Consider the following 17,187-nt stretch of genomic DNA (forward strand, 5'->3'; position numbering starts at 1 on the left):
TTCGTCTCATGGTCAGGCGATTAGCTATTTAACATTTACTTTACGAATCAGCTCTTAGAAATTATTGACAATAATAACGAGGATGATTTAACCCGTAGATGCCGAACTTTAGAACAACACAATCAAATTCTCCTGGCTCAATATGAAAAATTGAAACAGGAACTGCGTTTGACAAAAAATACTCCAGAAGGGACGATGGTTTGCGATTCTCGAAAAGCTGCTAAAGAAGGCATTGACGCTATGGCTGCGATAGTAGAAACAATGGAATCTCAAATTAACGTCGTTTCTGTGATTCGGGATTTTGTTAAGGATTTTAGAGAACAGAAAATCACTATTAAAGAATTTCTTGATGGACCAACACCTCTGCACTCCTTAGATGAAGAAACTATAGAAGATATTTTGGAGCAGATGTTATCAGATTTAATGAGATAGTATTTGACTATTAACAACTTCTGGCTTTATTTGTCGCTCATCTGAGCAAATTAAAAGGATTTTACAAGGAAGGGTGTAGGGGGTAGGGTGTAGGGTGTAGGGGGTAGGGAAGAAGAAATAAAAAAACTTTAGTTCTGAGTTCAAAGCTCAGTTAAAAAAAGAATTGTATCAAGCGGAAAGTGCGGCAAGATACAAGGCGTCCAAGAGCAATCTCACGTTTTTAAACGTGGGTTCCCTACACCCTACCCCCTATACCCAACACCCTCTGAAAGAACCTATGCCAATAAAAAAACACATTAATCTTAATCTGGGAAGTTTTCTTAATCCTACAGATAGATCGGAGAAGAAAATATGTTTAATGTCAATTCATTAGAGTTACTTTTTACCAGTTTGCGTTAGGTTGAGCGAATGAGCGCACTGCTTCATTCACTTTCGTGCGATCGCTCAAAACCTTGAGACAACAAATCATCCGGCTATGTCTTTACCACTCTTGTAAGTCATAGCTCTGGGCTTTCTCTTCTTGAGAGGAACTACTGATTTCTTGGGTGCTTGTGGCGGACGGCATTTCTCGCAGTAGAGCGGTCGCACACCAAAGGTTTCTCGTTGTGTGGGTTGTTCGCACTGCTTACACACAAAGTTAAAAACGCGGGTGTGAATTTCCCGCTTATGCGCTCTGACAGTGTACTCTCGGACTTCAATTGTTTTGCTGGGCATTGACTGATTACTGTTGTGGACTTACTTCTTTAATATAGTTTTTCGTTTTAGTTCTACAAGATCCGTGCATCATCTGACGAAAGTAATTCTACTTAATCAATTAAATACTCTTGCATGTCGCTTTGTCGATGGCGGAGAATACTTATCGCCTTGACCTGGATTTGACGAATCCGCTCTCGGCTGAGGTTTAGCTGTTGGCCAATCTGAGCGAGATTGAAATGCTGATCGTTCTCTAGCCCAAAGTTTAAAGTCAACACTTGACGCTGTATAGGTGTCAATAGTTCTAAGAATTTAGCTACATCTTGCGATAGAAGTTCTTGGCTAAGGAGTTTTTCTGGTGAAGCGGCAACGTCTGCTAAAATTTCGCCCAATTCTGTCTCTTTCTCATCTCCGACTTGTTTATTTAAAGAGATGGCTGTGCGAGAAGCGGTGAGATATTCTCGAAACTTATCTGTGCTTATGTTTAATGCTGATGCAATTTCAGATGCAGTGGCATGACGACCGAGTTTTTGAAAGCTTTCTCGCTGCACTTTTTTAATTTTATTAAGTATTTCAGTGAGGTGAACAGGTAATCTAATAGTGCGGGATTGTTCTGCGATAGCTCTGGTTATAGCTTGACTAATCCACCAGTAGGTGTAAGTTGATAGCCTATAACCTCGGTTGGGATCAAACTTTTCTATACCCCTTTGTAAACCGATTGCTCCTTCTTGGATCAAGTCTAAGAATTCCAAATTGCGGTTCTGGTATTTCTTGGCAACAGAAACTACCAGTCGGAGGTTAGCTGTCACCATTTTCTGTTTAGCTTTTTGACCAAGGTGTAGTGCTGCTCGGATTTTGGCTTTTATGTATAGTAACGCTCCAGGCTAAAGTAATTTCATTCAGGTCAGCATAGTCGTAAATCACAGTACGCTCTCCATACTGCACAATTACTTCTTGTTCAACAGTATCAATGTCGGTGATAATTCCCAAATCTCCATTGAAGACTTCACGCTGGTAATCATTCATTTGTTGAATGACGCGATCGCCAACTCGTAGTATCGTCCCACCCCTATTTATCTCCACCTTGTCGGGACTGGGTGGATTAATCAACTGCTGCAACACGGTATTAAGATTACGAGTACCCACAACTCCCCGTGTCATCGGGCAAAGCACTTGGACATCAGTGGCAGGATTAAAACCTAAGCGTGGAATCAAATCGGTAATCAACTCACAGATTGCTTGCACTCCATGTTCAGGCTGATGTCCGCCGCCATGCCAAATACAATCGGACATAGGATTATCAGATATAGGCTCAATTGTGGGATACTGTCCCCGGTTGATTTGGTGAGCAGCAGAGATGATTGCGCTCTGTTGAGCTTGGCGAAATACCTGGGTCAACCGCACCACGGGAACTCGCCCAGAATTAATCAAATCAGCCAGTATTTGACCTGGCCCTACAGACGGTAACTGGTCAATATCACCCACCAACAATAGTAGAGCGCCAGCTAATACTGCTTTAACTAAGGAGTAAGCCAGAAATAAATCAAGCATCGAAGCTTCGTCAGCGATAATTGCCGTGTGGGGTAAAGGATTTTCGCTATCGCGCTTGAAACCCCTTGAGCGGGGGTCAAATTCTAACAAGCGATGAATAGTTTTAGCTTCCAGCCCAGTCATTTCACCTAAACGTTGAGCAGCCCGTCCAGTGGGCGCAGCCAACGCAATAGATTTACCCATTGCTTTCCACAGGCTGACAATGGTGTGAGTTGTGAAGGTCTTTCCAACGCCAGGGCCACCAGTGAGGATCATGATTTTGGAATAGGCTGCTGTTTCTACAGCTTGGCGTTGCTGTTCTGAAAGCTGAATTTTACGGCTAGCAGTAAAGCGGTCAATCCAATCACGCACACGCTCAATGTCAGTGCCAACAGGTTTTTCCAAGCGTTGGCGTATCAGTTGAGCTAAATTCTGTTCCGTATGAAAGTAAGTCGGCTTATAGCAAAGTAGCCTTTTTTCTTCATCCCGCTCTCTAATCAGCTCCTCTACAAGAGCCATATCTTTAATAATGATCGCAACCGCTTCTTCTGTGGGCTGATGAGATTCGGTTGTCAGCAGTTTGATTACCGACTCAATCAGTTCACTTTGTGGCAGGTAACAGTGACCATCTTCGGCAGCTTCACTTAGACAATGGATAATCCCCGCACGGTAACGAAATTCTGAGTCAGGCGCAATTCCAATATTTCTTGCAATCTTGTCAGCAGTTAGAAAGCCAATCCCGTAAATGTCGGCTGCTAACTGATAAGGGTTCTTGGTAACAGTGGCAATCGCTTCATCCTTATATTGCTTGTAAATCTTCACAGCATAAGTGGTAGAAACGCCATGCCCCTGGAGAAACACCATTACTTCTTTGATCGCTTTCTGAGTTGACCAAGCGTTTTTGATTAAAGTAATCCGCTTTTTAGCGATGCCCTGAACTTCAATTAATCGCTCGATCTGGTTTTCGATGATATCGAGGGTTTCAAGTCCAAAGTGAGCTACGATGCGTTTGGCTGTTACTGGCCCAACACCTTTTATGAGTCCACTGCCTAAATATTTCTCAATTCCAGTGAGAGTGGCTGGTTTGGTTTCTTGATAATTGATGACTTGGAACTGTGGCCCAAATTGTGGATGGTCACGCCAGAAACCAATTAGCTGTAGAGTCTGCCCTGGCTGGATATTAGCAAAGCTGCCAACAATTGTTGTTAGTTCAGTGCTACGCGGGCGAGTCAGCCTTGCCACTGTGTAACCCGATTCAGCAGAATAAAAAGTTAAACGTTCTACGACTCCGGTGATGGTTTCCTGTTGAGAGAAGGCGCTTACTTGTTGAGGGGAAAGATTAGGAGGAGTGGACATTGCTTATGATCAGATGCCGCACATTATTATAATACTGGAATTCAGATGAATATAGTACATAAATACTATATCTTTTTGAGATTACAGTAATATTAGATGAGAAAGTCAAAAATGCTGCTTCGCTATACGATGACTACGAGCGCAAGCTATGCAAGCTACGCCTCAAAGGTTGGTAAGAGTGAGATGTGTTGTAAAAAACCGTAGATTTTACTCTAATAAAGCTTCAATTTGCCCTAACAACTTCTCTAAAACTTTTGCTTTATTAGGATCTTCCCAGACTTTAGCTTGCTTAATTCGCTGATAGGCTTCCTTCATCCGATTAGGCAGGATATTCGGCTGAGAAGACTTAGGAGGTTGAACTGATTGAATGTAACTTTTGATATCTCTAACTGAAAGATTTTCTTCAATAGTTTTCACTAGAAGTTGATGTCGCTGATCTTCGTCTTTCAATTGAGCAATGATACGGGCTTTGGTATATTCTAGTTGTCCTTGGCGCAAAATTTCTAGAATATCTTTAGGTAAATTTAGTAAAGGTAGGCGATGACTACGAAAACTGTCTGGAGTCACCCTACCTATTACTGAAAATATCTTTTCTACCATTTCCCATTGGTTACGAACAACGTTGTTCGTAGTTTCTGTTTTTTGCTTTTGGAGGTTAGCAATATGATTGAGTAGGGAAATAACTTCTCCTTGAGAGCATTCCAAGCGGATAGATAACAGTTGCAAAATAGCTTCAGTTTCCTCAACCGGATTTAAATCTTCCCGTTGCAAATTTTCGAGGAGGGCGACTTGGAAAGCATCTTGGTCATTGAGATGGCGGATAATAACCGGAACTTGCTCCATTCCAAGAGTTTGAGCAGCACGGTAGCGACGTTCACCAGCTATCAATTCATAATTACCGGATTCTAACGGTCGGACAAGCAGTGGCTGCAAGATGCCATGTTCACGGATAGAAGCAACTAGGCTTTCCATTGCTTGAGTTGAAAAATAACGCCGAGGCTGATGAGCCGCTAGGTGAATTTTAGTTATTAATAAAGATTGTTCAATAGATTCGTTTTCCGAAAGTTGAGGATTCTTGGTAACTCCTACTAAGTCCAGGAATTGTTTGGTTTTATTCGGAAATTCCATTTCATCTGCCATTGACAAGCGCCGCTTCGCCATATTACTCCTGTTCTGCCATTTCTCTGGCGATTTCTTGATAAGGTTCAATCAATTTTCTTTCTGTGGTATACCGATGAATTGGTTGACGCGCCAAGTTAGACTCTGGAAACTGAACAGACTTAGGAACTGGTTCAAAAATTTTGACCCCAGGGAGTTTAGTTTTAAGAGTTTTGAGAGCATCTTGGGTCGTGAGTGTACGGTCTGCCATTGTAGGCAAGACTCCTAAAATTTGCAAATTGGGGTGAGTGTCTTCATCACGAAGACTTTCAATAGTTTCCAATAATTGTCGTAAGCCTTCCAAAGCAAAGAACTGACATTGAACGGGGATCAAGACTGCATCTGCTGCCATTAGTGCATTTAGAGTCAACATCCCTAAGCTAGGTGGACAATCAATGAGGATATGAGCAAATTCTTGCCGTAAAGGATTCAATTTCTTTCTCAGGATTCGGCTATTATCTGCCGAGGTCAAAATTTGCTTTTCTCCAGATGCTAGAGATATGTCAGCCGGAATCAGCTTGATTCCATACTCGGTGTCAATAATAGTTTCAGATGCGCTCTGTTTACGATCTGTAAGTACTTCATAGGCAGTCATCTGCCCTGGCTGAATCTTGATTCCTAGACCTGTGGTTAAATTGCCTTGGGGATCAAAGTCAACTACAAGGCAGGAGGAACTTTCTGCCAGCAATCCACTTAGTGCAATAGTAGAGGTTGTCTTGGCTACTCCTCCCTTTTGATTAGTAACTGCGATAATCATATTTTCTTAGTACTATGCGATTTTTGATGAAAAAACATATATATATTAGTTACAGAATGAACTGATTCTATGACAATTTAAGTAGACCGCAAAGATTTTCACAAGTTTTACACCAAAGTAATGAAAAACTAATGTTCCAAATTGCTTGTTACCTAAAAAGCTAACTATACTTTCATTCTGGCGATGAGGAGCGATTTAGTGAAATAAATTGGCGCTTAAAATAAACTTATTTCCCCAAGTCCACATAAAATTTTCTGATGAAATCAAAAGAGCGATCGCCCAAGCCACCTAAACAACAGCCAAAACCCAACGAACCAAGTTCAAAGCTTGACCTTGTTGCTTATAAACCAGTAGATAAACAGCAGCCAATCTCTCAGCCTAACATTACTCCCAGTGTTGATCTGCCGTCAGTTGAGCAGCCAGCCCAAGCAGAGGTAATACCTCTTGTAAGGTCAAAGACAAACGCTGCTGGAAAACCGCAACATTTAGAGAAAAGTAAAGCCAAACGTACCTCTGCTGACAAGAGAAAATCCAAATTACCGCAACAGCCCAAGCAACAGGGTCAATTGACAAAGAGCGATGAAGAAGAAGAAGAAGAAGAGTTACCGCCAGAACCCTGTCAGCACATGCAATTCCTGGATTGCAACTCGGAGGTAGGGCGTGTGATATTCGAGTGCTATCATTGCCAGCAGGGGATACTCAGCGAGTACACCGGAGAACCCGTAATGGGCGAGTACAAAGGACGACCTTCAGTAATTTTCACAAAAGTAAAATGTCCCAACTGTGAGCAAACAGCGATTAGACTGCAAGCAAGGGAAGTACTTTCGACTACGGTGATACCTTCACCTTGGCAGCAATGATGGCACACTCCCTCTTCAAGAGTGATTGGTAAGAGATATTCACGATTGATAACGCAAATGAGATTTTTACACTCAATAATAATTGTACTAACAGCACTGACACTAACTAGTTGCAGCACTACTACTGCTGAACAGTATGAAGCTACAGCACTCACCAGTTACTCCTGGCAAGTTAAGTATGCTAATGATCTAACTAGTCAACCACAGCCACGCATTGAAACCTTTGCTAACACTTCAGTGTTGAATAGGAATGGATTGAAACCGGCAGGAGCAGTTGTTGGCCCAGATGACAAAGGGCTATGGTGGCCTACTGTACCGCCACGACCAAGTGTTGATGAAGTTGAACAACGCAAAAAATCTCAATCCGAGGCAGGCAAACCTGAATTGGTGAAGAATGTAAAGTACAAATTGACTTATGGAGTGGGTAATTCTCAGCAGACACTGCCTACTAATTATGATGTTTATCGGCAAGTAGTAAAAGCTTACCCCCAAAAAATTCCTTTGGAATTAACTTTGGGTGTGAATGATAATTCAGTTGAGAAAGCTGAACCTGTAATCAAGTAATAACGCACTCATTACTTAGTTAGCAAGAAGTTAAAGATCAAAACTGAATTGCTTTTCAACAAAAAATTGACAGTAAAGTATAAATCAAAAAGTCAACGATGATCTAAATTAATTTTTGCTGCGTTGATAAAAAGATTTCAAAAAATCCTGTTGGGGGCTATATGGGGGCTATATATACCCCAATAATAGCTCAAGGCTTTGGTGAGATTTTGACCCCTATATAGGGTGCATATAGGTGCTAAATGGGGTATATTTGACTGGCTAATATTTTGTACCCCATTTAGCCCCCAAGGGGTTATGATAAGCTCTTGAGATTAGGCAAAAAAGGGGAAGTTATTTTATTCTTCTTTCTCTTGCTCTTGCAGATCACTTCAACAGATAATTTTCACTTTCTCAAAGTGTATTACCTTTGTATTTATGTCAAACATTCACACGTTGCAAAAAATTTTTCCTGCGGGTTTCGATAACGGTTACGGAAGTCTCAAACTTTTAGTCGAAGGCTTTGAAGTAGTTCGTGTCCCCAGCTATATTTCCACAGCAGAAATGGAAGATGTTCCAGGGCGTGTAGTTTTTAACGGCATTGCTTACACAGTCGGAGAGTCTGCTTACCGCACAGGAAATTATTTTGACCGCAACACAGACAATAATGAAAATAAAGTCAACAACGCATTATTGACTTTGTTCGGTGCATTGGCACATCTGGCACACCGTAAGGCTTGGCACTTAAAATTAGTTGTTAGCTTACATGATGTTGGTCTAGCTGACGAATTGCAAAAAGTACTCAATGGAGAATATCAGCCAATACTTGCTGGCAAACAATCAGACGTGAAAGTAGAAGTACTTAAAGTTGTACTAGAGGGGATGGGTGCATTGTTTGGGCATCCACTACCCAAAAAGCTAACGATATTAGACTTTGGCAATGGGACGACCCTGTATTCTCGTTACAACCGGGGTCAACGAGAAGTTCACACCGCTTACCCCATTGGTGTAGAAGTTCTCATCGATGATATTTCCCAAAAAATGAAACATTTAAATGGCGGAAAAATCGGAGATCCATCCAAAATCCGATTTTGTTTGGAAATGGGGCATACCAGATACAGCCGTGACATCGATATCAAAGATATATACAGTGCTTCTTTGAAAGATTGGTATGAAAAATACTTGAAGAAAGTGGTAAATCTCACACTTGATGCCAAGCACCAGGGGGATGAAATCTGGGCGATTGGTGGAGGCTGTCTCTTACCAGGATTTAAGAAACTGTTGGAGAAAAACAGCTTTAAAATCCTGGACAATCCGGTAGAAGCCAATGTCTTTGGGCTTTTAGAGATGGCAAAGACCATTTCTGCCAAGAATTCAGCATCTACATCTATTAAGTGATCGCAATGGCAGACAAACTTGACTTAACCCCAGAAAAAGTTCGGATTAAAGATAGCTACCGTGAGCGGATATTTGCCGAATCACAGCAACTAGGTAAAAGTTACCTGGAGACGCTCTACTTTATTATTGATTGTTATTTTGCTTTCAGAAAGGGTGCATTTCCCACACAACAAGTAGCTTTCACGCCGACTAATACTGAAGATAACAAACTTCCTTCAATGACTTCAACTCCATTTGCACAAGAGAAAGAAGAAGATTCTGAACCGGAAACCTTCAGCCTTAATTTTGATTTATAGCCGAATGGCACGCTTGATAACGGCAAATCCCTTATTTAATAAGGCTTTTGGGTGTGGGGTGTAAGTAATGCTCATGCCAGCGTTGCTCCCGCAAAGAAGTTTATCAAACAGAATTCAGGAGTCAGGAGTCAGGAGTCAGAATTCAATTGGGTATTCTGTATGACTGGCGGATAGCGAGTCTGCGTACTCCTACGGAGAAGCAAGCTACGCGTAGCGTCTCGTAGAGAGCGTCAAGATTGCTGACTCCTGAATTCTGAATAGCTGAATTCTTCTTCAATTATGTTCGCACTCATATTTACTTTTCTTGATTTTTTTCCTACACCCTACCCCCAACAAGATAGTCAGCAAGCAGGTTTCACATGAATCAAGCGTGCCATTCCATCAATGAGAGCTAATTCATCAGCGATCGCACTTTGCACTGACCAAGCTAACAACAGTATGGAGATTGCCGAATTTGTAATAATTAAAATATTAATGTTATTGATAAATATACAGGTGTTATGAGTCTAAATTGTTAATTAATTCTTCTATTACTAAATTTTTTGTATCTTCAGGTAGATAATCAAAGATTTTTTTCAAAAGTTCTGGAGACGCATTTTGAGCAAACCAGTCTTCACTAGGATTCTCTTGAATACTCAAAAAATACTTTAAACGTTCTTCTATAGCTTCTTTATCTGCTTTATCCAATTGTCCAATTCTCTCTAACCAATTGGCTGATGAGCCTTTAAAGCAATTAGTATCAACAGTACATATTTGATGAACTAAAGCGTAGGAATTTTTATCAAGACCATTTCTACTTGTAGAATTAATTGGATATGTGGTTGGTAAACCGTTAAATGTAGTTTGTGAAGTCAGAGGAATAACAGAAAACGTTGCTATATATCCAGATTCATCTTGAAACTGATCACTTGTCCAGATGATATAAGGATGTGTACCTCTAAAAACCCTACTTGAATTAATATTCTCACTACAAGTTTGACATTCTACTTCAGCAGGCTCATCTAAATTATAAATATGAATATGACCCAGCTTGCAACGAAGAGATACCCTATAGGGATTTGTAGAATAGATCCAACCTTGTCTAGGTCTTTTTCCAACCACTTTACAATCCTAATTCACTGACTAATTTTTCTCTTTCTGCTTGTAAGTTAAGTTTAACTTTCTCTTCTGGTCGATGGGTATTTTTTGCTTCCACCATTGGAGCAGTGCTATATACATAATCTAGTAACTGATTCAGTTTATCTGAGCCAGCCCACTCTCTACGAATATTATCCAGTACAAACTTAATACTGAGAGGTATGTCCAAATCATCTGCCTGAGCAGCTTGATTCACAGGTCTAATATATGTTGCATTATACTGAGACTCTTGAATAATCTCTTTCCCATTCATTTGATTTAAAGCAGTATCTATACCTTCATTCCAAGGGCCAAATTGATAATAACACCAATCTAGATCAGTCAGCTGCTTTCCTGTCCACTTAACAGAGTAAAGATCAGCTAAATACAAAAACTTGATTAGCTGTGTTTTTGTAATATACCCTTTTGTCGCGTAGACAAAATATTTTATTAGTTTATCCAACATGACCTTTCTCTCTGTTAACTGTCACAAAATAGTCTAATTAATGAACAAATATAAATGTATATAAAGATTCATAATCATTTTTATTTAATAAAATAAAAAGATTTTATCCAATGTTTCTATCGGCTAATTATAGTTGTTTTTTTGCAATCTTTAACACTTTTTGGCTTACTCATCGTAGACCACAGTATACTTGTACTAATACAATAGTACACGATTAATGTAACCGACACAATCTTTGACTAAAATCTCATGTGTTGTAAGTGTCTCATGGACTTGTCGCATCTCGCTGAATAACCTTTTGCTACTTTACCATTTCCGTAGACGACACAAAGCACCTTTGACACCAAGCATCCACCCACAATATTGGAACTTTGAACCTTGCCGCACGGTTGGGGTACTCTGAAAGTAAGCTTAATTTGTGGCGATTGCATTTTTATAAGAGCTATCAAACACTTTTTTACCATTTGATGTGATTTTCTCGTAGAAGCCACCAGCGATCGGTTCATGCATTACCGACGGCGCTGATTGCGGCTTTTGAACTGTTAGCGGTTGCGGCGTTCGCGGACGGGGAATTGGCAATGGGCGCTCCGAATCCGATTTAATCACCAAGCTTGTATAGGTTGGGTTGCCAGTAGCGGGGACTATCTTAAATTGATACTGCTTTTCATTGGTAAGCACTGTAATTTGAGTGCTTCCATTGCTGCTAGAGGTGACAGGAAAATCCATCGGGTCAATCTGGCGAAGAAAGATTACAGTTGCTTTACCTCCTGTGCAGTTAGAATCACCACCTGATGACTGGCATAAACCACCGTTTGAGGTAAAAGCGAAGCGACTTGGATCGCCAATCCAAACTTGCTTGATAGTCTCTCCCGTAGACATCAAATTAATAGTTAATCCGTAGCCCTTCCACACCTTTAATTCGATCGCCTTGGAGTTTGCATCATTCTCATAAACCGTTCGGATGGGCATTGCCGCAACGCTTGAGGCAGTAGCTATTAAGAAGGTTGTAACAATAGCGAGTTTATCTAACATTTTTCCCTATTCCCTATTCCCTGTTAAGAGTTCCTTATTCCCTCTTCTCTCATAACGATATTGTTTGATTAACGAATATTTGAACTGGCTTACCAACGTCAATCACAAATACTTCTTCTCTACCGCTTAACTGTTGAGAACGGGCGACATTTGAGCTTTTGATATTGTCGAGAACGCTATTAAATGCACCCTCTCCAAAAGCGGCGGATAAATCTTTTTGCTCGTTGGTAGTGGAGCTAGTAGAGAAGCCATTAGAGTTCGTACTAACTTGAGTTACAGGGCGATTCTGTACCTGGGCAGCCTTCGCAACTCCCGCGATGATCGCAGAAATGAAATTGTTACCCAGGTTGCTACCTCTGCGAGACTCTGCTTTTAAGAAACCACCATCCTTGGCCATTATCAGAACGGCATTTTCTTGGAGTTGCTTTTCTTGCGTATCGCCGTTTATATTGACCAATACTGAAACACCGCGCAGCTTGGCGAAACCCGAACCATTCGACTCTGCTAGTTGAACAACCAGATAAGCGCCCACTCTTAGCACATCGCTACCATCTGAGGCTTTTAAGGGTTTTGTTAGTTTCACCAAGTAATTCTGGTTGCCAGTGTCACCAGCGCTCCAAGCGATCGGCGTTTCTAGTCTGCCCTCTGCGGTGCTGCCAACGAGTACGCGAAGAGCATTGTAATTAATGCTAGTGTTCTGGGCGACTTGTGTAGCTCCTCCCGTACCTCCTTCAATTCCAGTAGTCTTGATGGGTTTTTCGCTTTCTGATTCATCGACTGAACTCCTGAAACTACCAGCGTTTGCAGCGAGAAGCCATTGCTGAGTGGGGTCTTTGGTGGGGGCGTTGGTTGCAGCCGTTGCCAACGCCAAAGGAGATTGTCTGATCGGCTGGGCAATTTTGGGCTGGGGCTGGGGAATAGATACTCTAGCCTGGGGGAAAGTGAAGGGCGCTGTCGGCTGACTGGCGACTAGGTAAGAACGTTGTCCGCGCTGCACTGGTTGCATCGGAGGGGTAACGGGTGCGATTGGGGCTGGGGCTAAGGTTGCGCTTGGCGTTGGGCTAGGCAAGCGATCGCGAATCTGCTTTAGCTCGTAATTTTGGCTAGTCAGAGCAAGCGCTGTTTTATCTTTACCTGTCTCATTTTCCGGCTCTGCTAGGGGCGTTTGCTCTTCTAGGGTTGGCTGCACTTTATTACTGGAAAACTTCAGCACATTCATTGAATTACCGATTAAAGCCCCAATGATTATTACAAAGAGAGAGCAAATCAGGGCAACAACGCCCATTTTTAAGAGTGGAGATTGCGAGACTGTTCGAGTGGTAACGATTTCCTCTGGTGCGGGGTTTTCTTCTCTTTGATCTGAATCATTAATCGAAGAGGTTGTAGCCCCGTTCATGGCGGCAAAATCTTGCGACTCTATCTCAATAGTTGCTGACGCTAAGGGTTCCTGATTTTGGATCATAGGTCTAAATCTTGGATTTTATAAATTTCCAGCCCAGCTTTCCGAACGCGAGAAGCGGTTTCTTGAACCTGGGATGCAAATCTAGGAATGGCAGCCGTATCAATCGCCCTGACGAATACAGTTTTGTTAAAAGAGATGGGCTTACCAACTAAATTACTGCCTTGGAAAACGACAATCTCTGCAACCATATCTACTTTCCATTGCCCATCCTTAATCCGAGTCGGCTGACTGATTAGGCTGACTTTTAGAATTGATTGCGTAGACCCATTAAAGACATCGGGCGGCGTCAGATTACTTATCTCCTCAAGGAATGGTGCGCGAAAATCTTCTGACAACGCAAAGCCTGAAGCCCATACACTAGTAGTAATCTTGCCTTTTGATGTCGATATCCCAACATCTAACTTTAATTGTTTGGTGGGGTCTATCTTGTAATCATCGGTTGGCTTTGGTAGAGCATTCCAACTTAAAAGCCCGGTCATTGTCTGCCCGACAAAATACGTAATAGCTTGCGGTGATCGCTCCAAAATGCCTATAGGAAGAACTCTAATAGATTCGCCGTCAGACAATTCTACCAAGGTCGAAGCTTTCGTTTTAGAAATCATTCCTATCCGAGCAAAATTGACAATTTCTATGAATAATAAAAGCGTTAATAAAACAGCATTTCCTATTAAAAAAATTGGGGTAAAATTTAACTCTTTTCTCTCTAATAATTTCATCTTCGTAACCCCACCGAGAATTTAACCCCACTAGTGAAAGCTGAGAATACAGCCATTCCGCCACCAGTGCCTATGGCTACCGCGAGTAATGGCGAGAAAATGGCTTGCAAAAGTTGCAACAGCAAAGGATTGCTGGAAGGCTTGGAGACTATCGCGCTGGCAATAATACCTACAGTTATCGAGTACGAAATGAGAACCAATGTCAGCCCTAACCAGCCAGCAAGCCAAGCATAGATAGGTTTGCTTTGGAAGGGCAGCAAAGATAGAACTAGGAAGATTGGGGCGGCGAATGCAATCATTAAGAATGACAGCTGGACGATGTATTGAAAAGCTGCTGATAGTCCGCTGAGAATTACGTAAACAAAACCTTGGATTGCGCTATTGATTAGTTCGCCACTAAGGTCTAAGGGGTTCCAGCTTCCGACTCCAGAACCCGCGCCAGTCTTTTCTCTAGCTTTCTGCGCGGATTTTCGTGTATTCTCCACAGCCTGTTTGATACAAGCTTGTTTCTCGCTCAATTCTTCACCTTCCTTCTTTTCGTTGTTGAGCTTTTCGCACTTAGCTAAAGCTATCTGTGCGGCTAAGACAAAGCTTTGGTCAGCGTTTACATTCCGTATAGCATCTCTCAAATTGACCCCATTTCTCGTAATATTTAAAATACTCCTGTTTAGTCCGGTCGATACGTTTTTTAATGCGACTGTTGTGTTTGCTAGGAGGAACCCATTATTACTAAGCATTACAATTACTACTAATGGCAAAACCATCTCGGCTATGAAATCATAACCAAACCCTTCTTCAGCAAACTTCCTGTACCAGCCAAATGATGCAAAGCCAATCATCACAACAGCCGCAAGGGTGGAAACAGCGACGACAGCCGTATAAATTGGGCTTGTTCCAGATGCTAATTCCAGCCAATCATTCTCAAACGATTTATAAATTAGGTCTGCGCCTTGGGTAGCGCCTTCTACTATTTCGCCTGAGTTTGTAGTCCCCGTATTTTCCCCAGCTTGCTGCCCTGTAGTTTGAGCAAAAAGAATAGTTAAGAGTGCTATCATCTCAGTTGCCGTAACGTTATGTTGACTTGATTATTGATTTTTCCAAAATGAATCGTTAGCGGCGGCAGATTGAATGATTTGACGAGTTGCGGCGCTGGACTCTTGATCCTTTGCCGCAGCTTGCTCACCCATGCGACTAGAAATATCAGCAAGATTGATATTTGCAGCAGCCAAGGAACGGGATTGTTTCTGGGATTCTGAGTGAATTGATTTAGCAATTACAGCATTTTGCAAGTTTTGAATAGCGACCTTTTTAAGAATGTCTTGGGTAATGACATCATCCTGCGCGGCATTAGCATTTTCGCTTGATTGGGAGGTAGCATCATTAGTGGTTTCTGCCTCCTGTGATTGGACTTTTTGTCCTTCAACACCAAGAACTGATTGAGACTGTCCGCGTGTATATTGTTGATTCCAATCCTTGACAGCATTTTCAGCTTGAATGCGCGGATCTAATATCAGTAAATTGCCTTCTTGTTTCTCAATGACTTTCTCAATATTCTTACCAGCTTTTAGGGGATCAGGAATACCCAAATCACCAACACTAGATTCAATTGCCTGGGTTAATTCAGCTTCTAACTTGCCCAAACTTTTAGTAAATTCTTTCTGATAATTACTAATGTAAGTCTGCAAGCTACTATAGATTTGTTGGAATTGAGTCAAAAAAGATTGGTTTTGACTAGCTTGAGCATTAGCAGGGAGGCTAGAAAAGGATATCAAAATTGCTGCGCCTGAGATTGCGATCAATCGGTTGGTATTCAAGATACAAGTCCTCCAGGGCTACTACAAAAGGTTTTTTGGTACAAAGAGATTTTACAGTCGCTTGCTTTTTTACTAAATCAAAGGAAACAGCTTGAACCATTAATGTTTTAGGTGATTCTTCCTTATTTAATAAACTGGTGAAGAAGGGATCATCGAAAGGTAAAGCATTAGGTGGAAGGGTGGAAGCAGGGGATCGAAAAAGCATGACATAAGCACCTGGGTCAGCAGATTCAGAGTTAATCCCCGGTTGCTCTAATCCACTCAATCGCTTATTTTGATATTTCAATGCTCTCAGGCTGGGGGAGCGCTTGATGGCATCCTCACCCAATTCTATGTACACGCCACAGCCATTCTTCGCATGAATAATAAATTTTGCGTATTGAGCTTGGTTGTATTGCCAAACCTGAAAGCTGACTATTGACAAAACACCCGCGACTATTGCCAGCAATAGCTTCGTATGAATGACTGATGATAGAACTTTCATAATGGTTTTCCCTGTTTGATGCACTCGACATAATATTTAGAAAATTCTGCCACCCAGGTGAACTTGTCGCTGTGAATTTTCTTGAATTTATCTCGCGTGGCTTGTTCTTCTCTGCTATTGGCAACCAACGCCAGCAGGGGATAGGAGGGATAATAGCGGCAGCGCACATACTTGTTGTTATAGTCGAGCAACCACAACGTATATAGCTGCTGAATATTAGGGGCAAAGCTTTCGTTTTTATCGATAATTTCTCTAGGGATGCCCAGCAACTCAGAGAAACTATTAGCCGCGCCTGGGACAATACGCCCAATCAACCGCAATGGCATATTTTGTAATATTTGTTCTCCCGCCTCCGATTTAGCAATAGAAATGACATCCTGTGCCGCCAGAAACACCCGACAGCCTTGCTTTCGAGCCGTAGCGCATTTACGACCTGCAAGCCGTGATAATGCAGAAAATCCTAGCAATACGCTAGCCTCATCCATGAAAAATACACTATTGGGCGAGGAGAGGGATTGACGGGACGCGGCGATATATGCACTCATCCCGAACACTTCTGCATCCTTTCCTGATTGCAGATTAGTCAGTGCAAAGGTAATCAACTGGCTATCTGCCTGGAAGGTTGAAGGCTTACAGATAGCGCTACCGATACTACTAGCTTGCCAGTACTGTAACCGCAAGCGGATGTAATTAAGTGCTTTTTCTACATTGTCGTCCTGATAGCCTAAATAAATATACGCAAGCGAGAAGAATTTCTCCATATCTGCTAATGTCGGGGTATTCGCCCATTCTGGGGTGTTTATCCCTGCTTTTCGCGCTAATTCAAATCGCTCTTGGATTTCAGCATCTTCGTAAAAGGCTTTTGTGCCTAGAGGTATAACAGACTCGATAGTTTGTGATAGCAACCCATCAAACTTTTGCGTCCCTAAAACTAATTGAAGCACGATTAAATTAATATCATTCCGATGGGCTTTTGTTCTTTCCTCCCACTGCGACTCAGGAAGCTTTGATAGGTCTAGCGGCAGAAATGTTGAATCCTAATACAAAACTTTACATATCTAGTTACACTAACTC

At 41.8% G+C, this 17,187-nt stretch carries 18 protein-coding genes and 1 pseudogene; 5 read left to right on the forward strand and 14 right to left on the reverse strand.

All coding sequences use genetic code 11. The features are described from left to right. Window positions 1–54: 54 nt before the first annotated feature. Window positions 55–432, forward strand: a pseudogene (locus ABF638_RS31255) (molecular chaperone DnaJ); the annotation flags it as partial. Between the two features lie 465 nt (window positions 433–897). On the opposite strand, the gene ABF638_RS31260 reads toward ABF638_RS31255, so the two are convergent. The 5 genes from ABF638_RS31260 to ABF638_RS31280 all read right to left on the reverse strand — a co-directional run bounded on the left by ABF638_RS31260 (window position 898) and on the right by ABF638_RS31280 (window position 5,926). Continuing rightward, window positions 898–1,146, reverse strand: a complete 249-nt coding sequence (locus tag ABF638_RS31260) for a hypothetical protein (RefSeq protein WP_190943031.1) — start codon at window positions 1,144–1,146, stop codon at window positions 898–900. Window positions 1,147–1,238: 92 nt separating this feature from the next. Further along, on the reverse strand, window positions 1,239–1,937 hold the full coding sequence (locus tag ABF638_RS31265) for a sigma-70 family RNA polymerase sigma factor (RefSeq protein WP_435026754.1): 699 nt from the start codon (window positions 1,935–1,937) through the stop codon (window positions 1,239–1,241). 7 nt (window positions 1,938–1,944) lie between these two features. After that, window positions 1,945–4,011, reverse strand: coding sequence for an SF1B family DNA helicase RecD2 (recD2, locus tag ABF638_RS31270; RefSeq protein WP_435026755.1), 2,067 nt, complete (start codon window positions 4,009–4,011; stop codon window positions 1,945–1,947). A gap of 207 nt (window positions 4,012–4,218) precedes the next feature. Continuing rightward, window positions 4,219–5,172, reverse strand: coding sequence for a ParB/RepB/Spo0J family partition protein (locus tag ABF638_RS31275; RefSeq protein ID WP_435026756.1), 954 nt, complete (start codon window positions 5,170–5,172; stop codon window positions 4,219–4,221). Window position 5,173: 1 nt separating this feature from the next. Beyond that, window positions 5,174–5,926 (reverse strand): ParA family protein, encoded by a 753-nt coding sequence (locus tag ABF638_RS31280; protein ID WP_069074509.1) that lies wholly within the window; start codon window positions 5,924–5,926, stop codon window positions 5,174–5,176. Between the two features lie 257 nt (window positions 5,927–6,183). On the opposite strand from ABF638_RS31280, the gene ABF638_RS31285 reads away from it, so the two are divergent. The 4 genes from ABF638_RS31285 to ABF638_RS31300 all read left to right on the forward strand — a co-directional run bounded on the left by ABF638_RS31285 (window position 6,184) and on the right by ABF638_RS31300 (window position 9,023). Beyond that, the gene (locus ABF638_RS31285; protein ID WP_435026757.1) at window positions 6,184–6,786 is read left to right on the forward strand and encodes a hypothetical protein; all 603 of its coding nucleotides are present in this window, start codon (window positions 6,184–6,186) and stop codon (window positions 6,784–6,786) included. Window positions 6,787–6,843: 57 nt separating this feature from the next. Continuing rightward, the gene (locus ABF638_RS31290; protein ID WP_435026758.1) at window positions 6,844–7,350 is read left to right on the forward strand and encodes a hypothetical protein; all 507 of its coding nucleotides are present in this window, start codon (window positions 6,844–6,846) and stop codon (window positions 7,348–7,350) included. A 417-nt stretch (window positions 7,351–7,767) separates the two neighbouring features. Beyond that, complete coding sequence (locus ABF638_RS31295) at window positions 7,768–8,727, forward strand: ParM/StbA family protein (RefSeq protein WP_435026759.1); 960 nt, start codon at window positions 7,768–7,770, stop codon at window positions 8,725–8,727. A gap of 5 nt (window positions 8,728–8,732) precedes the next feature. Next, a complete protein-coding gene (locus ABF638_RS31300; protein ID WP_435026760.1) occupies window positions 8,733–9,023 on the forward strand; it encodes a hypothetical protein in 291 nt (96 codons plus the stop codon). A 498-nt stretch (window positions 9,024–9,521) separates the two neighbouring features. Here ABF638_RS31300 and ABF638_RS31305 read toward each other — a convergent pair whose 3' ends face one another. The 9 genes from ABF638_RS31305 to ABF638_RS31345 form a co-directional block, all read right to left on the reverse strand. Next, on the reverse strand, window positions 9,522–10,124 hold the full coding sequence (locus ABF638_RS31305) for a type II toxin-antitoxin system PemK/MazF family toxin (RefSeq protein ID WP_435026761.1): 603 nt from the start codon (window positions 10,122–10,124) through the stop codon (window positions 9,522–9,524). Between the two features lies 1 nt (window position 10,125). Continuing rightward, a complete protein-coding gene (locus ABF638_RS31310; protein ID WP_435026762.1) occupies window positions 10,126–10,605 on the reverse strand; it encodes a type II toxin-antitoxin system antitoxin SocA domain-containing protein in 480 nt (159 codons plus the stop codon). A 411-nt stretch (window positions 10,606–11,016) separates the two neighbouring features. Further along, entirely contained in the window at window positions 11,017–11,637 is a 621-nt protein-coding gene (locus ABF638_RS31315) for a hypothetical protein (RefSeq protein WP_435026764.1), read from the reverse strand. 49 nt (window positions 11,638–11,686) lie between these two features. Further along, the gene (locus ABF638_RS31320; RefSeq protein ID WP_435026765.1) at window positions 11,687–13,099 is read right to left on the reverse strand and encodes a hypothetical protein; all 1,413 of its coding nucleotides are present in this window, start codon (window positions 13,097–13,099) and stop codon (window positions 11,687–11,689) included. Then, window positions 13,096–13,815 (reverse strand): hypothetical protein, encoded by a 720-nt coding sequence (locus tag ABF638_RS31325; RefSeq protein ID WP_435026766.1) that lies wholly within the window; start codon window positions 13,813–13,815, stop codon window positions 13,096–13,098. The genes ABF638_RS31320 and ABF638_RS31325 overlap by 4 nt, the downstream gene beginning before the upstream one ends. Next, window positions 13,812–14,870 carry a hypothetical protein gene (locus ABF638_RS31330; protein ID WP_435026767.1) on the reverse strand — a complete coding sequence of 353 codons (1,059 nt, stop codon included), beginning with the start codon at window positions 14,868–14,870 and terminating at the stop codon, window positions 13,812–13,814. The genes ABF638_RS31325 and ABF638_RS31330 overlap by 4 nt, the downstream gene beginning before the upstream one ends. Window positions 14,871–14,900: 30 nt before the next feature. Continuing rightward, entirely contained in the window at window positions 14,901–15,629 is a 729-nt protein-coding gene (locus ABF638_RS31335) for a hypothetical protein (RefSeq protein ID WP_435026768.1), read from the reverse strand. Then, entirely contained in the window at window positions 15,571–16,113 is a 543-nt protein-coding gene (locus ABF638_RS31340) for a hypothetical protein (RefSeq protein ID WP_435026769.1), read from the reverse strand. The genes ABF638_RS31335 and ABF638_RS31340 overlap by 59 nt, the downstream gene beginning before the upstream one ends. Beyond that, on the reverse strand, window positions 16,110–17,057 hold the full coding sequence (locus ABF638_RS31345) for a hypothetical protein (RefSeq protein WP_435026770.1): 948 nt from the start codon (window positions 17,055–17,057) through the stop codon (window positions 16,110–16,112). The genes ABF638_RS31340 and ABF638_RS31345 overlap by 4 nt, the downstream gene beginning before the upstream one ends. Between the last annotated feature and the right edge of the window lie 130 nt (window positions 17,058–17,187).

Source organism: Nostoc sp. CALU 1950 (genome assembly GCF_051172895.1).
GTDB classification, from domain to species: Bacteria; Cyanobacteriota; Cyanobacteriia; order Cyanobacteriales; family Nostocaceae; genus Nostoc; species Nostoc edaphicum_A.

Coding starts and splice junctions, on each gene's coding strand:
- ABF638_RS31260 (WP_190943031.1), bottom strand. CDS start 1,146: ATGCCCAGCAAAACAATTGAAGTCCGAGAGTACACTGTCAGAGCGCAT.
- ABF638_RS31265 (WP_435026754.1), bottom strand. CDS start 1,937: ATGGTGACAGCTAACCTCCGACTGGTAGTTTCTGTTGCCAAGAAATAC.
- recD2 (WP_435026755.1), bottom strand. CDS start 4,011: ATGTCCACTCCTCCTAATCTTTCCCCTCAACAAGTAAGCGCCTTCTCT.
- ABF638_RS31275 (WP_435026756.1), bottom strand. CDS start 5,172: ATGGCGAAGCGGCGCTTGTCAATGGCAGATGAAATGGAATTTCCGAAT.
- ABF638_RS31280 (WP_069074509.1), bottom strand. CDS start 5,926: ATGATTATCGCAGTTACTAATCAAAAGGGAGGAGTAGCCAAGACAACC.
- ABF638_RS31285 (WP_435026757.1), top strand. CDS start 6,184: ATGAAATCAAAAGAGCGATCGCCCAAGCCACCTAAACAACAGCCAAAA.
- ABF638_RS31290 (WP_435026758.1), top strand. CDS start 6,844: ATGAGATTTTTACACTCAATAATAATTGTACTAACAGCACTGACACTA.
- ABF638_RS31295 (WP_435026759.1), top strand. CDS start 7,768: ATGTCAAACATTCACACGTTGCAAAAAATTTTTCCTGCGGGTTTCGAT.
- ABF638_RS31300 (WP_435026760.1), top strand. CDS start 8,733: ATGGCAGACAAACTTGACTTAACCCCAGAAAAAGTTCGGATTAAAGAT.
- ABF638_RS31310 (WP_435026762.1), bottom strand. CDS start 10,605: ATGTTGGATAAACTAATAAAATATTTTGTCTACGCGACAAAAGGGTAT.
- ABF638_RS31315 (WP_435026764.1), bottom strand. CDS start 11,637: ATGTTAGATAAACTCGCTATTGTTACAACCTTCTTAATAGCTACTGCC.
- ABF638_RS31320 (WP_435026765.1), bottom strand. CDS start 13,099: ATGATCCAAAATCAGGAACCCTTAGCGTCAGCAACTATTGAGATAGAG.
- ABF638_RS31325 (WP_435026766.1), bottom strand. CDS start 13,815: ATGAAATTATTAGAGAGAAAAGAGTTAAATTTTACCCCAATTTTTTTA.
- ABF638_RS31330 (WP_435026767.1), bottom strand. CDS start 14,870: ATGATAGCACTCTTAACTATTCTTTTTGCTCAAACTACAGGGCAGCAA.
- ABF638_RS31340 (WP_435026769.1), bottom strand. CDS start 16,113: ATGAAAGTTCTATCATCAGTCATTCATACGAAGCTATTGCTGGCAATA.